This window comes from Dermacoccus sp. PAMC28757 (assembly GCF_014302635.1).
Lineage (GTDB): Bacteria > Actinomycetota > Actinomycetes > Actinomycetales > Dermatophilaceae > Dermacoccus > Dermacoccus abyssi.
In genome coordinates this window covers 2,755,362-2,776,320 of the sequence record NZ_CP060292.1, presented here as the reverse complement: position 1 = coordinate 2,776,320, position 20,959 = coordinate 2,755,362, and the positions used below count along the sequence as shown (strand labels likewise).

The following is a 20,959-nucleotide window of genomic DNA, read 5'->3' as shown; positions in this document are numbered from 1 at the left end:
TTCCACTCGGGCAGTAGAAGGGGCGATGATGGGCGCATGTCCGAGAATGTGCGCCGACTCGTCCTCCTGCGTCACGCCACCGCCGAACCCGACGGCCGGGAAGGTGACGAATCCCGAGAGCTCACGGCCCACGGCCTCGACGAGGCTGCCCGAGCAGGGGAGTGGCTACGCGAGAACGACCTGCTCGGCGAAGCCGTTCTCTGTTCGCCGGCCGCGCGAACCCGTCAAACTTGGGCCGCCATCCAGGAAGCCACCGGACATGGCGTCCTCATCACCATGGAGCCGGCGATCTACGAGGCGGATGTCGATTCGCTTCTGAGCCTCGTGCGCGATCTCGACGCGACGGCCCCCGAGGCGCAGACTGCGGTCATCGTCGGCCATGCACCCGGGATCCCCGCGCTGGCGTACGAGCTGGTGGCCGGTGCTGGTGACGCCGGTGATCTCGAAACGTTGACGCGTGGGTTCGTCCCGGCGTCGGCTGCCGTTGTCGCGTTCGAGGGCGGCTGGGGGGACGTCGCGCGGGGCGCAGGCGATCTCCTCGATGTGCGAGCCGGTGGCCTGTGACCAGATGTGAGACACCGATCTCACTCAGTGAGATCGGTGTCTCACATCTTTGACTCGCTCTGCTCACCTCGACAAAATGTTCCGCATGGCACAGATTCTCGTACTCACGCAGCGTGCGTCCTGAGCAGTCGAACACGACTCACGACGCACGCTGATCCCTCATCGCTCCCACAGAGCTGAGGGATTTTTTGATGTTCGAGACCGGTGCAGCTACCAACAGCCGAAAGTGGTGACAACAGATGAGCGACGCGGCAACGACCGATCGCACGCCTTCGCCGGGTGATCTGGCGCGGCGAGAGCCCCAGAAGCCCAGCGTGACCGGTGCTCAGTCACTCGTCCTCGCGCTCGAGGCGCAGGGTGTCGAGACGGTCTTCGGCTTGCCGGGCGGGGCCATCCTTCCCGCGTACGACCCGCTGCTCGACTCCGTCAAGGTTCGTCACGTCCTCGTTCGCCACGAGCAGGGCGCCGGCCACGCCGCCCAGGGGTACGCCGCGGCCACCGGCAAGGTGGGCGTGTGCATGGCGACCTCTGGGCCGGGCGCCACGAACCTGGTCACTCCGCTGGCCGATGCCTACATGGACTCGGTGCCGATCGTCGCCATCACCGGACAGGTCAACTCCAAGACCATCGGTACGGACGCCTTCCAGGAAGCGGACATCCGCGGCATCACGATGCCGATCACGAAGCACAACTACCTCGTCACCTGCGCCGATGACATCCCGCGCGCCATCGCCGAGGCGTTCCACATCGCCTCCACCGGCCGACCGGGCCCCGTGCTCGTCGACATCACGAAGGACGCACTGACGGCGAAGACGACGTTCTCCTGGCCTCCGGCGATCGATCTGCCGGGCTACCGCCCGGTGACGAAGCCGCACGCGAAGCAGATCAAGGCTGCGGCCGAGCTCATCCGCGAGGCCGAGCGTCCCGTGTTCTACATCGGCGGCGGTGTCATCCGTGCCGGTGCCCACGAGGAACTGCGCGCCCTCGTCGAGCAGACGCAGATCCCCGTCGTGACGACGCTCATGGCGCGCGGCGCCTTCCCGGACAGCCATGAGCTGCACCTCGGTATGCCTGGAATGCACGGCAGCGTGCCGGCCGTGACGGCGCTGCAGCGCGCGGACCTGCTCATCACGATCGGTGCCCGCTTCGACGACCGCGTCACCGGCGCACTCGACAGCTTCGCCCCGTTCGCCAAGGTCATCCACGCGGATGTCGACCCTGCGGAGATCGGCAAGAACCGTGTTGCCGACGTACCGATCGTGGGGGACGCCAAGGAGGTCGTCGTCGACCTGGCGAAGGCGCTCGAGAACGTCGAGCTGGGCAGCTACGACGCCTGGCACGCGACGACGGCGGAGTGGAAGGACAAGTTCCCCCTCGGTTACACGCCGCCGGAGGACGAGTCGCTCCTCGCGCCCCAGTACGTCATCGAACGCCTGTCGGCCCTGACCGGTCCCGAGGGTGTTTACGTGGCCGGCGTCGGTCAGCACCAGATGTGGGCCGCGCAGTTCGTGCAGTACGAGCGTCCCAACAGCTGGCTCAACTCCGGTGGCCTCGGCACGATGGGTTACTCGGTGCCGGCGGCCATGGGCGCCAAGGCTGCCGAGCCGGAGCGCACCGTGTGGGCCATCGACGGCGACGGCTGCTTCCAGATGACGAACCAGGAGCTCGCCACCTGCGTCATCAACAACATCCCGATCAAGGTCGCGATCATCAACAACTCGAGCCTCGGCATGGTGCGTCAGTGGCAGACGCTCTTCTACAACGAGCGCTACTCGAACACCGACCTGCACACGAGTCACGGCGGCAGCCGGGTGCCCGACTTCGTCAAGCTCGCCGACGCCTACGGCTGCGTGGGGCTGCGCTGCGAGCACCCGGACGATGTCGACGACACGATCAAGAAGGCGCTCGAGATCAACGACCGCCCCGTCGTCATCGACTTCGTCGTCGAGCGTGACGCCATGGTGTGGCCGATGGTGCCCGCCGGCGTGAGCAACGACCTCATCACCATGGCGCGGGACATCACGCCGGTGTGGGACCGCGACGACGACGACGCCGACGACGAGCAGATTCCCAACGAGGAGGAGCAGGCATGAGCCGCCACACACTGTCCGTGCTCGTGGAGAACCGGCCCGGTGTGCTCGCCCGCATCTCCGGCCTCATCTCCCGACGCGGCTTCAACATCTACTCGCTCGCCGTCGGTGAGACGGAGTCCGAGGAGATCTCGCGCATGACGGTCGTCGTCGACGTCGACGACGAGGTGCTCGAGCAGGTGACCAAGCAGCTCAACAAGCTCGTCGAGGTGCTCAAGGTCGTCGAACTCGACCGCAGCTCTGCGGTGGAACGTCAGCTCGTGCTGTTCAAGGTGCGCGCCGATGCGGCCACCCGTTCGCAGATCATCGACCTCGTGACGATGTTCCGCGCGAACATCATCGACGTGACGAACGAATCGGTCGTCATCGAAGCCACCGGCACGCTCGAGAAGCTCGAGGCATTGCTCGCGACGCTGGAGCCGTTCGGCATTCGTGAACTCGTGCAGTCGGGTGTCGTCGCCCTGGGCCGTGGGCCCAAGGCGATCGCCGCCCGTGACAAGAAGAAGGCCTGAGCCTTCCCTCAACCCACTGCCCGGGCCGATGGCGCGTGCGGGCAGAATCGAACCAACAGACGTCACCCCGCGAGGTGACGACCACGATGAATAGGAGCGATCCCGTGGCTGAAATGTTCTACGACGACAACGCCGACCTTTCGGTGATCCAGGGCAAGAAGGTGGCCGTCATCGGCTACGGCTCGCAGGGTCACGCCCACGCGCTCAACCTGCGCGACTCCGGTGTCGACGTGCGCGTCGGCCTCGCCGAGGGCAGCAAGTCCAAGGAGAAGGCGGAGAACGAGGGCCTCAAGGTTCTCTCGGTCGCCGAGGCCGTCGCCGAGGCCGACGTCGTCGTCATCCTCACGCCGGACCAGGTGCAGCGCACCGTCTACTCCAACGACATCAAGCCGAACCTCAAGCCGGGCACGACCCTGCTGTTCGGTCACGGCTTCAACATCCGCTTCGGCTACATCACGCCCGAGTCGGACGCGGACGTCGTCATGGTCGCCCCGAAGGGCCCGGGTCACCTCGTGCGTCGCGAGTACGTCGACGGCCGTGGAGTGCCGGTCATCGTCGCCGTCGAGCAGGACGCCTCGGGCAACGCCTGGGACCTTGCAGCCTCCTACGCCAAGGCCATCGGTGGTCTGCGCGCGGGCGGCATCAAGACGACGTTCACCGAGGAGACCGAGACCGACCTGTTCGGTGAGCAGGCCGTCCTCTGCGGTGGCGCGTCGCAGCTCGTCATGTACGGCTTCGAGACGCTGACCGAGGCCGGCTACCAGCCGGAGGTCGCCTACTTCGAGTGCCTCCACGAGCTCAAGCTCATCGTCGACCTCATGGTCGAGGGCGGTATCGCCAAGCAGCGCTGGTCGGTCTCCGACACGGCCGAGTTCGGTGACTACGTCTCGGGCCCGCGCGTCATCGACGAGCGTGTCAAGGAGAACATGAAGGGCGTTCTCGCCGACATCCAGAGCGGTGCGTTCGCCAAGCGTTTCATCGAGGATCAGGACGCGGGTGCGCCGGAGTTCAAGCGTCTGCGCGAGAAGGGTGCCTCGCACCCGATCGAGAAGACGGGCAAGGAACTGCGCGGCCTCATGAGCTGGCTCAAGGATGCGGACACGGACAGTGACTACGTCGAGGGCTCTGCCGGCCGCTGAGGATCAAGCGCACGCAGGTAGGGCCGCAACGTAGTGAGGATCCTGCCGAAGTAAGCGTTGACGAAGCGGCCGAGACAACAGTGCCGCTGAGGATCCACCCGATGTTGGTGTAGGAGCGTGATTCTGGGGTCACGCTGGTACACAGACTTCACGTTCGATGCCCGGCTCTCCTTGGGGGAGCCGGGCACGTCGCTTTCATCTGACGAACGCCGCTTCGGCGACACGACGAAGACTGGGAGAATAGGGACATGCCCGAACTTCGCTCACGCACAACAACCCACGGACGCAACATGGCCGGCGCTCGCGCGCTCTGGCGCGCCACCGGAATGGGGGAGGGCGACTTCGGCAAGCCGATCGTCGCCGTCGCGAACAGCTTCACCCAGTTCGTGCCCGGCCACGTCCACCTCAAGGACATGGGTCAGCTCGTCGCCGGCGCGATCGCCGAGGCCGGCGGTGTCGGCCGCGAGTTCAACACGATTGCGGTCGACGACGGCATCGCCATGGGTCACCACGGCATGCTCTACTCGCTGCCGAGCCGCGAGATCATCGCCGACTCGGTCGAGTACATGGTCAACGCCCATCAGGCCGACGCGCTCGTGTGCATCAGCAACTGCGACAAGATCACGCCAGGCATGCTGCTGGCCGCATTGCGCCTCAACATCCCGACGGTGTTCGTCTCCGGTGGGCCGATGGAGGCCGGCAAGGCCGTCATCAAGGACGGCGAGGCCGAGTCACGCCTCGACCTCATCGACGCCATGATCAAGTCGGTCGACGACAACGTCTCCGACGAGGAGATCACCAAGATCGAGCAGAGCGCGTGCCCCACGTGTGGTTCGTGCTCGGGCATGTTCACGGCCAACTCGATGAACTGCCTCACGGAGGCGCTCGGCCTTTCGCTGCCCGGCAACGGTTCGACGCTCGCGACGGCGTCGGCTCGCCGCGACCTGTTCCTCAACGCGGGCAAGCTCGTCGTCGAGCTGTGCAAGACGTACTACGAGGGCGACGACGACTCGGTGTTGCCGCGCGCCATCGCCGGCAAGCCGGCCTTCGAGAACGCCATGCGCCTCGACATCGCGATGGGTGGCTCGACGAACACGATCCTGCACCTGCTCGCCGCGGCCCACGAGGCCGGTGTCGACTTCGATCAGCACGACATCGACGCCCTGTCGCGTGAGACGCCGTGCCTCGTCAAGGTGGCGCCGAACAGCGCGCAGTTCTACATGGAGGACGTGCACCGGGCCGGCGGTATCGCCGCCATCCTCGGTGAGCTCGACCGCGGCGGCATGCTCAACCGTGACGTGCGCGCGGTGCACAGCCCGTCGCTCGAGCAGTGGCTCGCCGACTGGGACATCCGCGGTGGCAAGGCCACCGAGGTGGCACGTGAGCTCTTCCTCGCGGCGCCCGGTGGCGTGCGCACCACGGAGGCGTTCAGCTCGACGAACCGGTGGAAGTCGCTCGACGAGGACAGCGAGAACGGCTGCATCCACTCCGTCGAGCACGCGTACACGAGCGAGGGCGGCCTCGCGGTGCTCACCGGCAACCTCGCGCCCGACGGTTGCATCGTCAAGACCGCGGGCGTGCCCGAGCACCAGTGGAACTTCTCCGGCCCGGCCAAGGTGGCCGAGAGTCAGGAGGAGGCCGTCGAGATGATCCTCAAGGGCGAGATCGACGCCGGTGACGTCGTCGTCGTCCGCTACGAGGGCCCCAAGGGCGGCCCGGGCATGCAGGAAATGCTGTACCCGACGAGCTACCTCAAGGGCGTCGGCCTCGGCCCGAAGTGTGCGCTCATCACCGACGGTCGCTTCTCCGGCGGTTCGTCGGGCCTTTCCGTGGGCCACGTGTCGCCCGAGGCGGCCGCGGGCGGCGCGATCGGTCTCGTGCGTACGGGTGACGTCATCGAGTTCGACATCCCGAACCGCCGCGTCAACCTGCTCGTCGACGACGAGGAACTCGTGCGCCGTCGGGCAGAGCAGGACGAAAAGGGCTGGGAGCCGGTGAGCCGTCACCGCCCCGTCTCGGCTGCGCTCAAGATCTTCGCGCGCTTCGCGCAGAGCGCTGACAAGGGCGCCGCACGAGTCGTCGACTGACACCCCGGAGCGCCCTCCGTAAGCTGCTGCCCGCCTCAACCTTTGATCGGTCGGGGCGGGCAGCGGCGTGTGTGGGCGTCAGCGTCACAGATGGCTCTTGAGCTGCGGCATGAGCCACGCCCAGAACTTCTTCGCGCCGTCCGAGGTGTAGTGGACGCCGTCCTCGCGCACGACCTTGCCGTCGATCTTCTCGATCGGCTTGCCGTCCTTGCACAGCCACGACGACGGGTCGACGGCGTGGACGCGATCGGAGTGCGCCTTCGCGAAGTCGTCGATGATGGCGTTGAGGGCCTTGGCGCGCGCCGGGTCGTTGCGGTCGAGGGCCAGGTCCTGGCCTTCGACCTCGAACTTCGGCTGGTCGTAGCAGGCGACCTTCGGGATGAAGACCTGCGTCTTCGGGCCGAACGCCGCGAGGCCCTTCTCGAGGCGCGAACGGTAGTAGCGCGCGTACTCGGGCGACTGCTCCTTGAGCACCTTGCCGTCGACGTAGTGGTCGTAGACGTCCCAGCCGCCCATCGACCAGACGACGACCTTCGCGTTCGAACTCTTCACGGCGTTCTCCCACCCGGAGAACACGTCGCGGCACTCGGGGTTGTCCTGCGATTGACGCACGCCGTTGACGACGAGCCACTGCTCGGCGGTACCGCAGCCGATCTTCGCGCTACCCGTGACGGAGACACCCGGGTAGGAACCGGCGGGGAACTGGAAGGCGAGGCCGTAGCCGACCGAGTCACCGACGACCGCGATCTTCTTGTCGCCCGAACCCGTCGTCGTGTCGAGCTGCGAACCCGACTTGGCGTCGGTCACCGGCTTGATGCCCAGTGTGGCGAGGACGACGACGGCGACCGTCACCGGCAGCGCGAGGCTCCACGCCGCGATCGACTTCGTGCGGCCGAGGCGCTTCTGCAGCTTCTGCGTGCGGATCGGCTGCTCGATGAAGTAGTAGGAGATCGTCGCGAGCCCGACGGTCAGCGCCAGGCGGACGACGAGCAGGACGAGCTCGTTCCAGCCCGTTCGCTCCTCGTTGAGGAAGACGAAGATCGGCCAGTGCCACAGGTAGATGCCGTACGACAGCTCACCGATCCAGACGATGGGCTTCCAGCTGAGGAACTCGGCGAAGACCGACCCGGGCCAGACCTCGATGGCCACGATGATGAGGCAGATGAGGATCGAGAAGAGCACGCTGCCGCCGAGGAAGACCCAGGCGGACGTCTCGTTGGGGCCGAAGAAGAAGGCCAGCATGCCGCCGAACGAGGCGATGCCTATCCACGTCAGCTTCTCGGCGTTCGCGCGCAAGGTGCGCTTGCGCCAGTACGTCATGGCCACGGCGAGCGCTGCGCCGAGCAGCAACTCGTTCGCGCGGGTGTCGGTGCCGTAGTAGATGCGCGACGGGTCGGGCGTCGGCATCGGCTTGATCTGCGAGGTGTAGATCCAGGCTTGGACGATGGCCGACAGCACGATGAGGACGACGAGCCCCTGCGCGATGCGCCGCCTGCGCCCGTGCGCCATCGTCATGAGTCCGAGAAGGAGGATCGGGAAGACGAGGTAGAACTGCTCCTCGATGGCCAGCGTCCACATGTGGCGGAACGGGCTGGGGTCGCCGGTGCTCGCGAAGTAGGACTCGCCCTCGAGAATGAAGCGCCAGTTGGCGACGTAGAAGAGGGTCGCGAGACCGTCGCCGCGCAGGTTCGCCTTGGCGCTCTCGGTGAGGATTCGCGCCCCGATGAGCGTCACGACGGCCACGACGACGAACAGCGCCGGAAGGAGGCGTCGTGCGCGGTTCTTGTAGAAGCTCACGAGGTCGATCGAGCCCCAGCGCGACGCCTCCTTGAGCAGCAGCCCGGTGATGAGGTAGCCGGAGAGCACGAAGAAGACGTTGACCAAGAGGTAGCCGCCCGGAATCCACTCCGGGTTGGCGTGATAGATCATCACGGCCACGACGGACAGCGCGCGGATACCGTCCAGCGCGGGACGTCGCTTGCTGCGCGCCAGAGCGGGCACCTCGTGGTGCTGTTGCCCGGTGGTGGTCGGCTGGGTCACGCGGTTACCTCGAAGTAAGGGGAAGAGCTACGTCAGCATAGGTGCGCAGGCGGGCTCGGCGGGGCCGTTCGTCGTTTCGCGAGGCGCCACTCCCGCCCTGTCTGCTCATATTGCGAGATTTGTGTTTCACACTGCAAGACGTTCGCTACTCTGCTCGTATGAGCGCGATCGATCTGGCAGTCATTGCAGGTGACGGAATCGGCCCCGAGGTGGTGGCCGAAGGGCTGAAGGTGCTCGACGCCGTGACGAACGGTGACGTCGAGCGAACCGAGTACGACCTCGGAGCCCGTCGGTGGAACGCCACCGGTGAAACGCTCCCGGATTCCGTCCTCGAGGAGCTGCGCGGCCACGACGTCATCCTCCTCGGCGCCATCGGCGACCCGAGCGCCCCCAGCGGCCTCCTCGAGCGCGAGCTGTTGCTGCGCATCCGCTTCGAACTCGACCACTACATCAACCTGCGTCCGTCCAAGTTGTTGCCGGGCGTGACGACGCCGCTCGCCGAGAGCGTCACAGCCAAGGGAATCGACTTCGTCGTCGTGCGCGAAGGCACCGAGGGTCCGTACACCGGCAACGGCGGCGCCCTGCGTGTGGGCACCCCGCACGAGATGGCGACGGAGGTGAGCGTCAACAGCCGATTCGGCATCGAGCGCACTGTTCGTGACGCGTTCGAGCGCGCGAACAAGCGTGAGCGCAAGAAGGTCACGCTCCTGCACAAGCACAACGTGCTCTCCTACGCGGGCCACCTGTGGCGCCGTACGGTCGAGGAGGTCGGGCGCGAGTACCCCGACGTCACGCACGACTACGCGCACATCGACGCGGCGATGATCTACATGGTCACCGACCCGTCGCGCTTCGACGTCATCGTCACGGACAACCTGTTCGGCGACATCGTCACGGACCTGGCGGCCGCGGTCACCGGCGGCATCGGCCTTGCGGCCTCGGGAAACATCAATCCCGAGGGCGCGGCGCCGAGCATGTTCGAGCCCGTGCACGGCTCGGCCCCCGACATCGCGGGTCAGGGCAAAGCCGACCCGACGGCCACCATCCTGTCCACGTCGTTGCTCCTGGCTCACCTCGGCCGGGAGGACGAGGCCCGACGCATCGAGGAGGCCGTCGTCGCCGACCTGGCAGCCCGCGGCGCGCAGCCGCGCTCGACCACCGAAATCGGCGACGCGATCGCCGGGCGGCTCTGAGCGACATCACCATCCCGCGGACGGCGGCGGGCGGGGCACCTCGGACGAGGCGCCCCGCCCGCCGTTGCACGCGTTGCCCGTTGTCCGCACACCTCCCGTGCGGCGATATCCTGATCCGCAGTGACCCGGACCACTTTCTCTGGAGGAACCATGGCTCTGACCTTTTCGATGACGCCCAACCCGAGCCCGCGCGCTGACGCGGAGCGGGCCGAGATCCTGGGCAACCCGGGTTTCGGGCAGTCCTTCACCGACCACATGGTCGTCGCGACGTGGCGTGAGGAGTCGGGCTGGGGGGATGGGAAGGTCAAGGAGTACGGCCCCTTCCAGATCGACCCGGCCGCGGCCGTTCTGCACTACGCGCAGGAGATCTTCGAGGGTATGAAGGCCTATCGCCACGAGGACGGTTCGGTCTGGACCTTCCGCCCCGAGAAGAACGCTCAGCGTTTCAACCGCAGCGCCGACCGTCTCGCGCTGCCGAAGATCGACGAGGCCGACTTCGTCGAGTCGCTCAAGGCCATCGTCGCGGCTGACGAGTCGTGGGTGCCCGCGTTCGAGGACGGCGAAGCGAGCCTCTACCTGCGTCCGTTCATGTTCGCGTCCGAGGCCTTCCTCGGGGTTCGTCCGAGCAAGGAGGTGACCTACTCGATCATCGCTTCGCCGGCCGGTGCGTACTTCAAGGGCGGCGTGAAGCCCGTGTCGCTGTGGCTCTCGCGTGACTACGCGCGCGCCGGCGTCGGCGGCACCGGTGCTGCCAAGTGCGGTGGCAACTACGCCAGCTCCCTCGCGGCGCAGATCGAGGCGAACGAGCGCGGCTGCGACCAGAGCGTCTTCCTCGACTCGGTCGAGGGCACCTACATCGAAGAGCTCGGCGGCATGAACCTCTTCCTCGTGACGAAGGACGGCGAACTCATCACGCCGGCGCTCACGGGCACCATCCTCGAGGGCGTCACGCGTGGCTCCATCCTCGAACTCGCCACCGACCTCGGCCTCAAGCCGGTCGAGCGTCGCATCAAGATCGACGAGTGGATCGACGGCTGCAACGACGGCACGATCACCGAGATCTTCGCCTGCGGCACCGCGGCCGTCGTCACGCCGGTCGGTCGCCTCGTGTGGGCCGACGGTGAGGTGACGTCCGGCCCCGAGGGCGAAGCCGGCCCGATGGCCACGAAGATCCGTGAGGCGTTGCTCGCCATCCAGAAGGGCAAGGTCGAGGACAAGCGCGGCTGGATGACGCGCCTGGCCTGATCGGCATGGCAAGTTCACACGACGACGAGCGACCGCATCTCGTCGCGAGCGATCTCGACGGAACGTTGCTGCGCAGCGACGGCTCCGTCAGCGCGCGCACCGGCGAGGTGTGGTCGGCGCTCGCGGGTGCGGGCGTGGAGACGGTCGTCGTCACCGCGCGCCCGCCGCGATGGCTCCATCACCTGAGCGACATCGTCGGCGGTACGCGTGACGCGCACAGCGTCGCGATCTGTGGCAACGGCGCCTTCGTCTACGACGTCGCCGATCGCGTCGTGCTCGAGTCGCACGGCTTCGAACCGGGCGTGGCGCGCGGCCTCGTCGGTGATCTGTTGCGGGAGTTCCCGAACGCGGGTGCTGCCGTGGAGACCGACCGGGGCATGTATCGCACGCGCGCCTATCCCGATCAGCACGTCGGTGAGCCCGGCCATGACACAGGCGTTGGTGACGTCACCGACTGCGAGCTCGCGGAACTGCCCGACGACCTCGTCGTCGGCAAGATCCTCATTCGCGACGAGGCCTGGAGCGACGACGCGTTCGTCGTCGACGTCACGCAGTGTCTGGGGGAGCGTGGCGTGCTGGCCTACTCCGGTGCGGGCGGGCTTGCAGAAATCTCGGCGCCCGGGGTGACGAAGGCCGTCCGGTTGGAGGCGTGGTGCCTCGAGCGCGGCATCGGTCGTGAGACGGTCTGGGCGTTCGGCGACATGCCCAACGACCTACCGATGCTCGACTGGGCGGGCCGCGGCGTGGCCGTGGCCAACGCGCACGAGGACGTGCTCGCGGCCGCCGACGACAGGTGCGCTGCGAACGACGAGGACGGCGTGGCCGAGTACCTCGCCCGCCGCCTTCTCTGAGTGACGCGAGATCAGGCTTGGGCGCGGCCGCTGGGAAGGGCTTCGCGCATGCGACGCCGCAGAGCTTGTGACCTGTCGGCGAACTCCCTCTGGCGACGCACGTATTCGGCTCGACCGCGAGGGGTTTCGATCGGCACGACACCATAGCCGAGGTCGCGCACGTCGTACGGGCTCGCCTCCATGTCGAGGGCGCGGATCTCCTTGGCCAACTCGAAGGCATCGACGACGAGTTCGCTCGGCACGAGCGGCCACAGCTTGTGCGCCCACTTGTAGACGTCCATGCCGGCGTGCAGACAGGCGGGCTGTTCGAAGTCGACCTGACGTTCGCGGGTGGGGCGCTCGCGGTTGAGGTCCACGGCGTCCGGCGTGAAGAAGCGGTAGGCGTCGAAATGGGTGCAGCGGATGTCGGCGGCGTCGACGACAGCGTCGGTCGCGGCCTGGCTCAGACGCAGGGGGAGCTGTTCGTGACGCTGCTCGCCGGGCTGCAGCTTGTAGACCATCGCCCACTCGTGCATGCCGAAGCAGCCGAGGTGCGCAGGGCGGTCGAGGGTGGCCGTCAACAGTGAGCGGACGAACGCGATGGTGCGGTCGCGCGCCTGCGAGAAAGCACCGACGTCGAGAATCTCGGCGGGGCCGTTCGCCAGGTCGACACGACGGGTGTACTTGTCGTCCGTGATCGGGGTGCGTCCTGCGTCGTCGACGAGGAGCGCAACGCCGGCGCCGGGATGCCAGCGGCGCAGCTTGCCTGGGGAGTGCGAGTAGTAGACGAAGAGGAAGTCCTCGACCGGGTGTTTGCGGTTCTCCTTGCGGCGTCCCAGGTGCGGGGCGATGTGCGGTTCGACGCGCGCGAGGTGGGCCGCTTCGGAGGCGCTCCATTCGTCCGGGGTAAGAACGGCTCTCACGTCCTGGGAGTCCACTTGCGTGGGGCGGGTGGTGGCTGAGTCCTGCACCGGACCATCGTAGGGACGCCGCCGTTGCGCGACTACGGCGGACGTGGGCAACCGGCGCCGCGTCGATAGGATGACTGCATGCGTATCGCGAGGTTCACCACGGGCGACGACCCGATGTTCGGTCTGGTCGACGGGGCCGGCGAGAAGATCGCCGAGATCACCGGAGATCCGCTCTACACGAAGATCGAGCTGACCGGCACTGTGCACCAGGTCGAGGACGTTCGCCTGCTCGCACCGGTCATCCCGCGCAGCAAGATCATCGGCATCGGCCGCAACTACGCCGACCACGCCAAGGAAATGGGCAACGAGGTGCCCGCCGAACCCCTCATGTTCCTCATCCCGAACACCGCCGTCATCGGCCCGGGTGACCCCGTCGTCATGCCGGAGATCAGCGAGCGCGTCGACTACGAGGGCGAACTTGCCGTCGTCATCGGCCGGATGTGCAAGGACGTCTCGCCCGAGGAGGCGAAGAAGGTCGTTTTCGGCTACACGATCAGCAATGACGTCACCGCGCGCGACCTGCAGAAGAGCGACGGTCAGTGGTCACGGGCCAAGGGCTTCGATACCTTCTGCCCGCTCGGCCCGTGGATCGAGACCGACCTCGACCCGGCCGACAGCCGAGTCACCACCCGCCTCGACGGCGAGGTCGTGCAGGACGGCCCCACCTCCGACATGATCTTCGGCGTCGCCGAACTCATCTCGCACGCGAGCCGCGCGTTCACCCTCCTGCCCGGTGACGTCATCCTCACCGGAACGCCGGAGGGTGTCGGTCCGGTCAAGGCCGGTCAGCGCGTCGAGGTCGAGGTGCCGGAGATCGGGGTCCTGGCCAACACCTACGTCGCGCTCGAGGAGTCGGAAGAAGCCTGACGAAACCGCTGGCCGGGCGCGAATCCGCCTGTGACGGAGGAAAGTCCGGCGCTATGGCGGCGAACATGAGTGTTGTCACATGCCTGGGTTTTCGCTGGGCGCTCGTTCTGGACTTACGCTGAAAGGCGTGAATGACGCACCGATCGGCATCTTCGACTCCGGCTACGGCGGCCTCACGGTGGCCCGCGCCGTGCTCGACCAGCTGCCGCACGAGAAGATCATCTACCTGGGTGACACCGCCCGGGCGCCCTACGGTCCGCGTCCCATCGCCGAGGTTCGCCAGTACGCGCTCGAGTGCCTCGACTCGCTCGTCGAGCAGGGCGTCAAGGCCCTCGTCATCGCGTGTAATTCGGCGAGCGCCGCCGTCCTGCACGACGCCCGCGAACGCTACGACGTTCCCGTGGTGGAGGTGATCCGCCCCGCCACCCGCCGCGCCGCCGCTGCGACGCGCAACAACCGCGTCGGCGTCATCTCGACACAGGCCACTCACCAGAGCGCGGCCTACGTCGACAGTTTCGCCGCGGCACCGCAGGTCAACGTTGCCAGCGTTCCCTGCCCGCGCTTCGTCGAGTTCGTCGAGGCCGGCACGACGTCCGGGCCCGAACTCCTCACCGTCGCGCACAAGTACCTCGACGGTCTCGTCGACCAGGGCGTCGACACCCTCATCCTCGGTTGCACCCACTACCCGCTGCTCACCGGTGTCATCAGCTACGTTATGGGCTCGACGGTCACGCTCGTCTCCTCCGCCGAGGAGACGGCGAAGGACGTCTACCGCGTGCTGGCCGACATCGGTCAGTTGCGTGAGGACGACACTCCGCCGCAGCACCAGTGGACGACGACGGGCGATCCGCAGGTCTTCGAAAATCTCGCCCGACGCTTCCTCGGCCCCGAGGTGAGCGCCGTGACGCACGGGGCGGTGCTGTGAAGCTGACCGTCGTCGGCTGCTCGGGTTCGTTCCCGGGCCCCGATTCCCCCGCGTCCTGCTACCTCGTCGAGGCCGAGAGCGAGGGCCGTACCTGGTCGGTGTTGCTCGACTTCGGCAACGGTTCGCTGGGCGCCTTGCAGAACTACCGCGAGGTCGATGACATCGATGCCGTCGTCATCTCCCATCTGCACCCCGATCACTGCCTCGACCTGTGTAGTTACTTCGTCGTGCGCAACTACGACCCGCACGGCCGTTTCGACTCGCGTCTGCCCGTGTTCGCACCGCCCGGCGCCGAGGAGCGCATCACGCGCGCCTACATGGTGGACAAGTACGAGGACCTCTCGGGCGCGTACAAGTTCGTCGATCTCGCCGACCGCGCCACGTTCTCGGTCGGACCGCTGAACATCACCCCGTTCCTCGTCAACCACCCCGTCGAGGCCTACGGCCTGCGCGTCGAAGCCGACGGAGCCGTGCTCGCCTACACCGGCGACACCGACGCGTGTGACGCCCTCGTCGACCTCGAGCGCGACGCCGACCTCGTGCTCACGGACTCCGCCTTCGTCGACGGACGCGACGACGACCTCAAGGACGTCCACCTCACCGGGTCACGCGCTGCGAAGGCCGCCCAGGACGCCGGAGCGAAGCGACTCGTGCTCACGCACATTCCGGCCTGGACGCCCGTGGAGGACTGTGTGCGCGACGCCAAGACCGTCTGGGCGGGCGAGGTCGAGGTCGCTCGCGCGGGCCAGCGCTACGAGCTGCGCGCATGACGAGTTCGTCCGCGACGCCAGAGGAACTCGACGTCGAACACCGCCTCGTCGTCTACGGGACGCTCGCGCCCGGCGAGTCGAACGAGCACGTCATGGCGGATATCCCCGGCACATGGACGCCCGCCGTTGTTCGCGGCACGCGCGTCGACTCAGGCCGGGGCGCAGCGTTCGGATACCCGGGGCTGACGCTCGACGACGCCGACGACGTCAACTGTGTCCTGTTCGAGTCGGCCGAGCTGCCGCGCCACTGGCCGCGCCTCGATCACTTCGAGGGGCCGGGGTATCGCCGCGTCGTCGTCGAGGTACGCGCCGAGGAGCGCGTTGTCGAGGCGTACGTTTACGAGTTGTCCGGCCTCTGAGTCGACCGGAAAGTCGGGGTGACCGCGCCCGCCCCCTCTGACAGGGTGAAAGCATGAACGGTTCCCCTTCCGGCATCACCTATCCGCGGCCCCTGCGTCCCGGCGACACGATCGCGGTGACGGCATCGTCCGCGCCCGTGCGCCCCGAACACGAGGGGCGCCTCGACTTCGTCATCGGGTGGCTTCGTGACCGTGGCTACCGTGTCGTCGAAGGGGAGTGTCTGCGCGGCGAGAGCGTCGTGAGTGCGTCCGCGCAGGATCGCGCGGACGAGTTCAACGCCTTCGTGCGCGATCCGTCGGTGCGCGCCGTCGTGCCACCGTGGGGTGGGGAGACAGCCATCGACATCGTCGATCTGCTCGACGCCGACGCGCTCGCAGCCGACCCCACCTGGGTGGTCGGGTGGAGCGACATCTCGACGCTGCTTCTGCCGCTGACGCTCCGTTCGGGCGTGGCGACCCTCCACGGCCAGAACCTCATGGACACGCCGTACGACCTGCCGCGCGGAACGGCGCACTGGCTCGATGTCGTCGCACGCGAGCGCGGCGAGGAGTTCGTGCAGCAGGACCCGGGTGTGCGCCGTCGCGGTGGTTGGGACGACTGGTCGAGGCTGCCCGCCGTCACCCGCGTCGACCTGAGCGAACGCGCGAGCTGGCGCTATGACGGCGGAAGCCTCGACGTCACGGGAAGGCTCATCGGCGGGTGCCTCGACGTCGTGTGTCACCTGGCCGGCTCGCCGTTCGGCGACGTGCCACGGTTCGCCGAGCGGTGCCCGGAAGGCACGATCGTCTACCTCGAGAACTGCGAGGCCCCCGCTCTCGACGCGGCACGCATGCTGCACGGCCTGCGGCTGGCGGGCTGGTTCGACGGCGCTCGTGCCGTGCTGCTCGGCCGAACGGGAGCGAAGACGAGTGGCGACTTCACCCAGGACGACGCCGTGGAGGACTCCCTGGGACAGCTGGACGTTCCCGTCGTGCGTGACGTCGACTTCGGCCACGTGCCGCCCGGAAACGTCCTCGTCAACGGAGCACTCGCCCGCGTGACGATGGACGGCCCGCGTCACGAGATCCGGCAGAGCTTCGTCTGACCCCGTCCGCTCGTCGAGGGCGTCGGCAGCTTCGCGTCCTCTCGATAGGGTGGTGCCCATGACTGACGCCAGCTCACCCCGCCACGACGGACGTACCCCCGACCAGCTGCGCGAGGTGCGCATCACCCGCAACTGGCTCGACCACGCCGAAGGCAGCTGCCTCGTCGAGTTCGGTCGCACGCGCGTGCTGTGCGCCGCCTCGTTCACCGAGGGCGTGCCGCGCTGGCTCAAGGGCCAGGGCACCGGCTGGGTGACGAGTGAGTACGAGATGCTGCCGCGCTCGACGAACACGCGCAGCGACCGTGAGGCCCGCAAGGGCAAGGTCGGCGGGCGCACTCACGAGATCTCGCGCCTCATCGGCAGAAGCCTGCGCGCCGTCATCGACACGAAGGCCCTGGGCGAGAACACCATCGTCATCGACTGCGACGTGCTCCAGGCGGACGGCGGTACCCGTACCGCGTCGATCACGGGTGCTTACGTGGCGCTCGCGGACGCCATTCGCGACGCGCAGGAGCGCGGTCTCATCAAGAGCTCCGCGAAGCCGCTCACCGACTCGGTCGCGGCCATCAGCGTCGGCATCGTCGAAGGGCGCCCCGTCCTCGACCTCGACTACCCAGAGGACTCGACGGCCGAGACGGACATGAACGTCGTCATGACGGGTTCGGGCGGCATCGTCGAGGTGCAGGGAACTGCCGAGGGCGCACCGTTCAGCCGTGACGAGCTGAACGCGCTCCTCGACCTCGCGGCGGGTGGCATCACGACGCTCACACAGAAGCAGAGCGAAGCCCTCGAGGCCGACGCGCGGGAGCGCATCCAGTGACGGGGGAGCGCACGCGCATCGTTCTCGCGACGCGCAACGTCGGCAAGATCGCCGAGTTCCAGCACCTGCTCGACGACGCCCGCCTGGCCATCGACGTCGTCGGCGTGAGTGAGTTTCCGAATCTCGTGGACACCGTGGAGAGCGGCGTCACCTTCGAGGAGAACGCTCGTCTCAAGGCCGACGACGTCAGTCGAGCCACGGGGCTGCCGGCGCTCGCCGATGACTCCGGGCTCTCCGTCGATGTGCTCGGCGGCTCACCCGGGGTGTTCTCGGCGCGCTGGGCCGGACGCCACGGCGACGACGAAGCGAACCTGGAGCTCCTGCTCGCACAGACCGGCGACGTGCCCCTCGAGAGGCTGACCGCGCGCTTCCACTGCGTCGTTGCGCTCGCGGTGCCCGGTCAGGCGACGCAGGTGGCCGACGGCGCCGTCGAGGGACGCCTCACGCGTGATCGTCGCGGTGAGGGCGGTTTCGGGTACGACCCGATCTTCGAATTGCCCAGCGGGCGGACCATGGCCGAGCACAGCCCCGAGGAGAAGGCGGCCATCAGTCACCGCGGCGTGGCGTTCCGTTCCATCCTTCCGGCAGTGGCAGCGCTGGGCTGACGGCCGTCACCGGTTCGGAACGGGCGCGAAGGCGGCGTCGACACGGGGCTCGGCGCCGGGTACGCCGGTGGTCCGTGTGGCCATCACCTGGGCGTTGGCCAGTCCGGTCACCTTCATGCAGTCCATTCGGTACTGCAGGGTGCGGATGTCGGACCCCGGAGCCTTCTGAGCCGGGCCAGAAAGGCGCGTCGTGCAGCGCGTCGCGTAGCTCGAGAGTGTGAGCACCGATCCCTCCGTGGCTCGCACGACGAGTGTGGCGCGGTTGCCTTGGTGCGTGGCCGTGACAACTTCGATCGTCGGGCGGGTGGTCGAATCGGGTCCTGCTGCGGGCGTGGGCTGTCCCTGTGCCTCAGGGCCACCGATTCCGACGACCGCCTGAGTCTGATGCGTGGAGCCTCCACCGCTCCACGTTCCGGTGAGGATGGGCAGGTTCATCGCGCCACCGGCACAGTGCAGGACGTAGAGGGTGTCGGTCGTCGAGGCGGCACCCCGGACAGGAGCCGCGAGAGGACGTTCGCTCATGATCCGGCAGGATGGTCGCCCCGGCGGGTCGAAGGGAGTGGTCGCTGTCGTCGGCCGCCCGTCCGTGAGGGAGAACGATCCGTTCGCAGCGGATGCGACGGTGACCGTGTGGGCACGACCGCGTGACGTGAGGTGCACGCTCCGCACCCACAACTCGGTGCGACGATCGGCGCGAGTCCGCGGTTCGGCGACGGGGCGCTCGAGGAAGCCCTCGTCCAACCGCGGTACCTCGCTCGGGACGACCATGCGAGTGGTGCTGGATGACGAACGGGGGAAGCTCGGTGCAGAGGTGCAGCCCACAAGGGGCACGGGGCCGACGAGCCCGACAAGTGCGGCGAGGAAGACTCCCGTGCGCGGGAACGTGCGCTTCGTGTGCCCTGACCACGTCATACGCGCCCCGTCTGCCGAAGTGTCACCCGAGGGGCCGACGGTTCGAGCGTGACCGTGGTGCCTCGATGCGCTCAGCGTAGGCACGTTCGGAAGGTCCTGTCAGGGACGGCGCCCGTCCACCCGCGACGACCGGCCTATCGCGTCGACGCCGTCGAGGAAGCGGTCGACTTCCCTTCCTTGGCGGGTGGCAGCGATACCTGGGCGGCTTCGTAGCTCGGAGGCTCACCGACCTTGGCCCTGGTTCTCATCGCCGTCAGGGTGAGGTCGAGGCGTGTGTACCCGGCGGAGCACTCGATCTCGTAGAGGTTCTCCTGAGCCCCGGCGCGCTTTCTGGAAGGTCCGAGGCGTTTCGACGTGCACGTTCCCTCCTGAGGCGCGCTCGCCTCGGGCTGCGCCGGGTCGACGCTCAGGGTTGCACCGGCAGGAGCCCAGGCACGAACGACGAGTGCCTTCGCGGTCCGCGAGGTGGAGACGACGGTGGGCGGCATCGTCACGTCGGTGATGGCTTCTGCGGTTTCCGTGGTCGGGGGTCGCCCTTGCGCGGAGGGGCCACCCAGCGTGAACACTGCTTCGCTGCCGCCGCCCGACGTTTCGCTCCGCGTCCACGACCCTGCGAGGGAGGGGGCTCGAAGTGCGGCGCCGGTGTGACAGGTGACGCTGTATCGGGTGTTCACCCCTGCAATTGCACCGGGCACCTTCGCCAAGAGGGGAACTCGACGTTGCACCGCGCACGGATACGACACCACGGTATTGCCGTCGTCGGACCAGGTGTCGGCGATGGCGAATTCAGTGCCCGGCATCGACAGGGCGGTCAAGGAGTACTCCCCTCCGGAGTAGTCGGCCTCGCGCACCCAGATTTCGCCAGGGATGTCGGTCCACTCGATCGAGTGGTCGGTGTCCTCCACACTCGGCTCTTCGCCGGTGGGATCCATGCCGTCGACGGAGACGTCTTCGGTAGCGGTCGGCTTGACCATGCGGCTCGTCGACGAGGCACTGAAGACCTGGGCGTCCGAGCACCCGGTCACGAGGACCACACAGGCGAACGTGGTGGCGAAGGCGGTGAGCGAACGGCGCACGTCGTCTCCCTCGACTGCGGGTGACGCCCGCGCGTGCCGGACTCGAGCACGGGCCGGTGATTCACCTTAGGGCCGACATCGCGGAGGTTCCATGGATGTTCGGTCTCGGTGCGATCTCGATTCTGCCGAGCCACGTGTGGGCGCGGCAACGTTGCCCTCGCACGGGCTGGGGAGAGTGCGCCTGGGGAGACTTGAACTCCCACGTCCTAAGACACCAGAACCTAAATCTGGCGCGTCTGCCAATTCCGCCACAGGCGCAGCGCGCACGAGTGTACGCGAGCGGTGGTGACCGTCGCCGGGGCCGCCACCGCTCGTTGGTCATCTCACTCGGAGAGGCCGAGAGCCTTCTTCAACGAGGCGACGTGACCCGTTGCTTTGACGTTGTACCGAGCCACCTCGATGTTGCCCTCCTCGTCGACGACGAACGTCGAGCGGATGACGCCGACGACGGTCTTGCCGTACAGCTTCTTCTCGCCGTAGGCGCCGTACGCCTCGAGTGTCTCCTTCGACTCGTCGGAGAGCAGCGGGTACGTGAGCGATTCCTTCGTCACGAACTGGGCCAGCTTGGCGGGGGAGTCGGGGCTGATCCCGACGATGTCGTAGCCAGCAGCGCGCAGCGGCTCGAGAGAGTCACGGAAGTCGCAGGCTTCCTTCGTGCACCCCGGCGTCATGGCGGCCGGGTAGAAGAAGATGATGAGCTTGCGACCGGAGAAGTCGCCGAGGCTGACGGTTGCACCCTTGTCACTCGTGAGCGTGAACGACGGTGCAGGGGTGCCGGTCTCGAGGCGGGTCATGGGAAGTCCTTCCGGTGAAGATGCCGCGGTGCGTTAACCTGTGGGTCAAGAGCCTAGTTTTCCGCACGTGGCAAG

Annotated in this window: 20 protein-coding genes and 1 tRNA gene; 15 read left to right on the top strand and 6 right to left on the bottom strand. The window is 67.5% G+C overall.

Features of this window, described 5'->3' with window-relative positions:
• Positions 1–36 precede the first annotated feature (36 nt).
• From H7F30_RS13155 to ilvD, 5 genes are all read left to right on the top strand, one after another.
• On the top strand, positions 37–564 hold the full coding sequence (locus H7F30_RS13155; protein ID WP_187035629.1) for a histidine phosphatase family protein: 528 nt from the start codon (positions 37–39) through the stop codon (positions 562–564).
• A gap of 239 nt (positions 565–803) precedes the next feature.
• Positions 804–2,657 carry an acetolactate synthase large subunit gene (locus H7F30_RS13150; protein WP_047311328.1) on the top strand — a complete coding sequence of 618 codons (1,854 nt, stop codon included), beginning with the start codon at positions 804–806 and terminating at the stop codon, positions 2,655–2,657.
• Complete coding sequence (gene ilvN / locus H7F30_RS13145; protein WP_047311329.1) at positions 2,654–3,166, top strand: acetolactate synthase small subunit; 513 nt, start codon at positions 2,654–2,656, stop codon at positions 3,164–3,166. The genes H7F30_RS13150 and ilvN overlap by 4 nt, the downstream gene beginning before the upstream one ends.
• 104 nt (positions 3,167–3,270) lie before the next feature.
• Entirely contained in the window at positions 3,271–4,305 is a 1,035-nt protein-coding gene (gene ilvC, locus H7F30_RS13140; RefSeq protein ID WP_047311330.1) for a ketol-acid reductoisomerase, read from the top strand.
• A gap of 248 nt (positions 4,306–4,553) precedes the next feature.
• Positions 4,554–6,392, top strand: a complete 1,839-nt coding sequence (ilvD, locus tag H7F30_RS13135) for a dihydroxy-acid dehydratase (RefSeq protein WP_187035627.1) — start codon at positions 4,554–4,556, stop codon at positions 6,390–6,392.
• An 84-nt stretch (positions 6,393–6,476) separates the two neighbouring features.
• Here the strand turns inward: ilvD and H7F30_RS13130 are convergent, their stop codons facing one another.
• On the bottom strand, positions 6,477–8,432 hold the full coding sequence (locus H7F30_RS13130) for an acyltransferase family protein (protein ID WP_187035625.1): 1,956 nt from the start codon (positions 8,430–8,432) through the stop codon (positions 6,477–6,479).
• A 158-nt stretch (positions 8,433–8,590) separates the two neighbouring features.
• Here H7F30_RS13130 and H7F30_RS13125 point away from each other — a divergent pair, with 158 nt between their 5' ends.
• The 3 genes from H7F30_RS13125 (at position 8,591) to H7F30_RS13115 (ending at position 11,721) form a co-directional block, all read left to right on the top strand.
• Positions 8,591–9,625, top strand: a complete 1,035-nt coding sequence (locus H7F30_RS13125; protein WP_187035623.1) for a 3-isopropylmalate dehydrogenase — start codon at positions 8,591–8,593, stop codon at positions 9,623–9,625.
• A gap of 150 nt (positions 9,626–9,775) precedes the next feature.
• On the top strand, positions 9,776–10,870 hold the full coding sequence (locus H7F30_RS13120) for a branched-chain amino acid aminotransferase (protein WP_187035621.1): 1,095 nt from the start codon (positions 9,776–9,778) through the stop codon (positions 10,868–10,870).
• A gap of 5 nt (positions 10,871–10,875) precedes the next feature.
• Positions 10,876–11,721, top strand: a complete 846-nt coding sequence (locus H7F30_RS13115) for an HAD family hydrolase (protein WP_129662815.1) — start codon at positions 10,876–10,878, stop codon at positions 11,719–11,721.
• Positions 11,722–11,732: 11 nt separating this feature from the next.
• On the opposite strand, the gene H7F30_RS13110 is transcribed toward H7F30_RS13115, so the two are convergent.
• Complete coding sequence (locus H7F30_RS13110; RefSeq protein WP_187035619.1) at positions 11,733–12,623, bottom strand: 3-methyladenine DNA glycosylase; 891 nt, start codon at positions 12,621–12,623, stop codon at positions 11,733–11,735.
• A 126-nt stretch (positions 12,624–12,749) separates the two neighbouring features.
• Here H7F30_RS13110 and H7F30_RS13105 point away from each other — a divergent pair, with 126 nt between their 5' ends.
• From H7F30_RS13105 to rdgB, 7 genes are all read left to right on the top strand, one after another.
• Positions 12,750–13,538 (top strand): fumarylacetoacetate hydrolase family protein, encoded by a 789-nt coding sequence (locus H7F30_RS13105; RefSeq protein WP_047311335.1) that lies wholly within the window; start codon positions 12,750–12,752, stop codon positions 13,536–13,538.
• A 127-nt stretch (positions 13,539–13,665) separates the two neighbouring features.
• Positions 13,666–14,463, top strand: a complete 798-nt coding sequence (gene murI, locus H7F30_RS13100) for a glutamate racemase (protein WP_047311336.1) — start codon at positions 13,666–13,668, stop codon at positions 14,461–14,463.
• Positions 14,460–15,233, top strand: a complete 774-nt coding sequence (locus H7F30_RS13095; RefSeq protein ID WP_187035617.1) for an MBL fold metallo-hydrolase — start codon at positions 14,460–14,462, stop codon at positions 15,231–15,233. The genes murI and H7F30_RS13095 overlap by 4 nt, the downstream gene beginning before the upstream one ends.
• On the top strand, positions 15,230–15,592 hold the full coding sequence (locus tag H7F30_RS13090; RefSeq protein WP_187035615.1) for a gamma-glutamylcyclotransferase: 363 nt from the start codon (positions 15,230–15,232) through the stop codon (positions 15,590–15,592). The genes H7F30_RS13095 and H7F30_RS13090 overlap by 4 nt, the downstream gene beginning before the upstream one ends.
• 53 nt (positions 15,593–15,645) lie before the next feature.
• Positions 15,646–16,677 (top strand): S66 peptidase family protein, encoded by a 1,032-nt coding sequence (locus H7F30_RS13085; protein WP_187035613.1) that lies wholly within the window; start codon positions 15,646–15,648, stop codon positions 16,675–16,677.
• A 58-nt stretch (positions 16,678–16,735) separates the two neighbouring features.
• Positions 16,736–17,497 (top strand): ribonuclease PH, encoded by a 762-nt coding sequence (gene rph, locus H7F30_RS13080; RefSeq protein WP_047311340.1) that lies wholly within the window; start codon positions 16,736–16,738, stop codon positions 17,495–17,497.
• The gene (gene rdgB, locus H7F30_RS13075) at positions 17,494–18,102 is read left to right on the top strand and encodes an RdgB/HAM1 family non-canonical purine NTP pyrophosphatase (RefSeq protein ID WP_187035611.1); all 609 of its coding nucleotides are present in this window, start codon (positions 17,494–17,496) and stop codon (positions 18,100–18,102) included. The genes rph and rdgB overlap by 4 nt, the downstream gene beginning before the upstream one ends.
• Positions 18,103–18,108: 6 nt before the next feature.
• Here the strand turns inward: rdgB and H7F30_RS13070 are convergent, their stop codons facing one another.
• The 4 genes from H7F30_RS13070 to bcp all read right to left on the bottom strand — a co-directional run bounded on the left by H7F30_RS13070 (position 18,109) and on the right by bcp (position 20,884).
• On the bottom strand, positions 18,109–19,014 hold the full coding sequence (locus H7F30_RS13070) for a hypothetical protein (RefSeq protein WP_187035609.1): 906 nt from the start codon (positions 19,012–19,014) through the stop codon (positions 18,109–18,111).
• Positions 19,015–19,148: 134 nt separating this feature from the next.
• Positions 19,149–20,090, bottom strand: a complete 942-nt coding sequence (locus H7F30_RS13065) for a hypothetical protein (protein ID WP_187035607.1) — start codon at positions 20,088–20,090, stop codon at positions 19,149–19,151.
• A gap of 176 nt (positions 20,091–20,266) precedes the next feature.
• Positions 20,267–20,348: transfer RNA gene (locus H7F30_RS13060), tRNA-Leu, on the bottom strand.
• 65 nt (positions 20,349–20,413) lie between these two features.
• The gene (bcp, locus tag H7F30_RS13055) at positions 20,414–20,884 is read right to left on the bottom strand and encodes a thioredoxin-dependent thiol peroxidase (RefSeq protein WP_129662835.1); all 471 of its coding nucleotides are present in this window, start codon (positions 20,882–20,884) and stop codon (positions 20,414–20,416) included.
• Positions 20,885–20,959 lie beyond the last annotated feature (75 nt).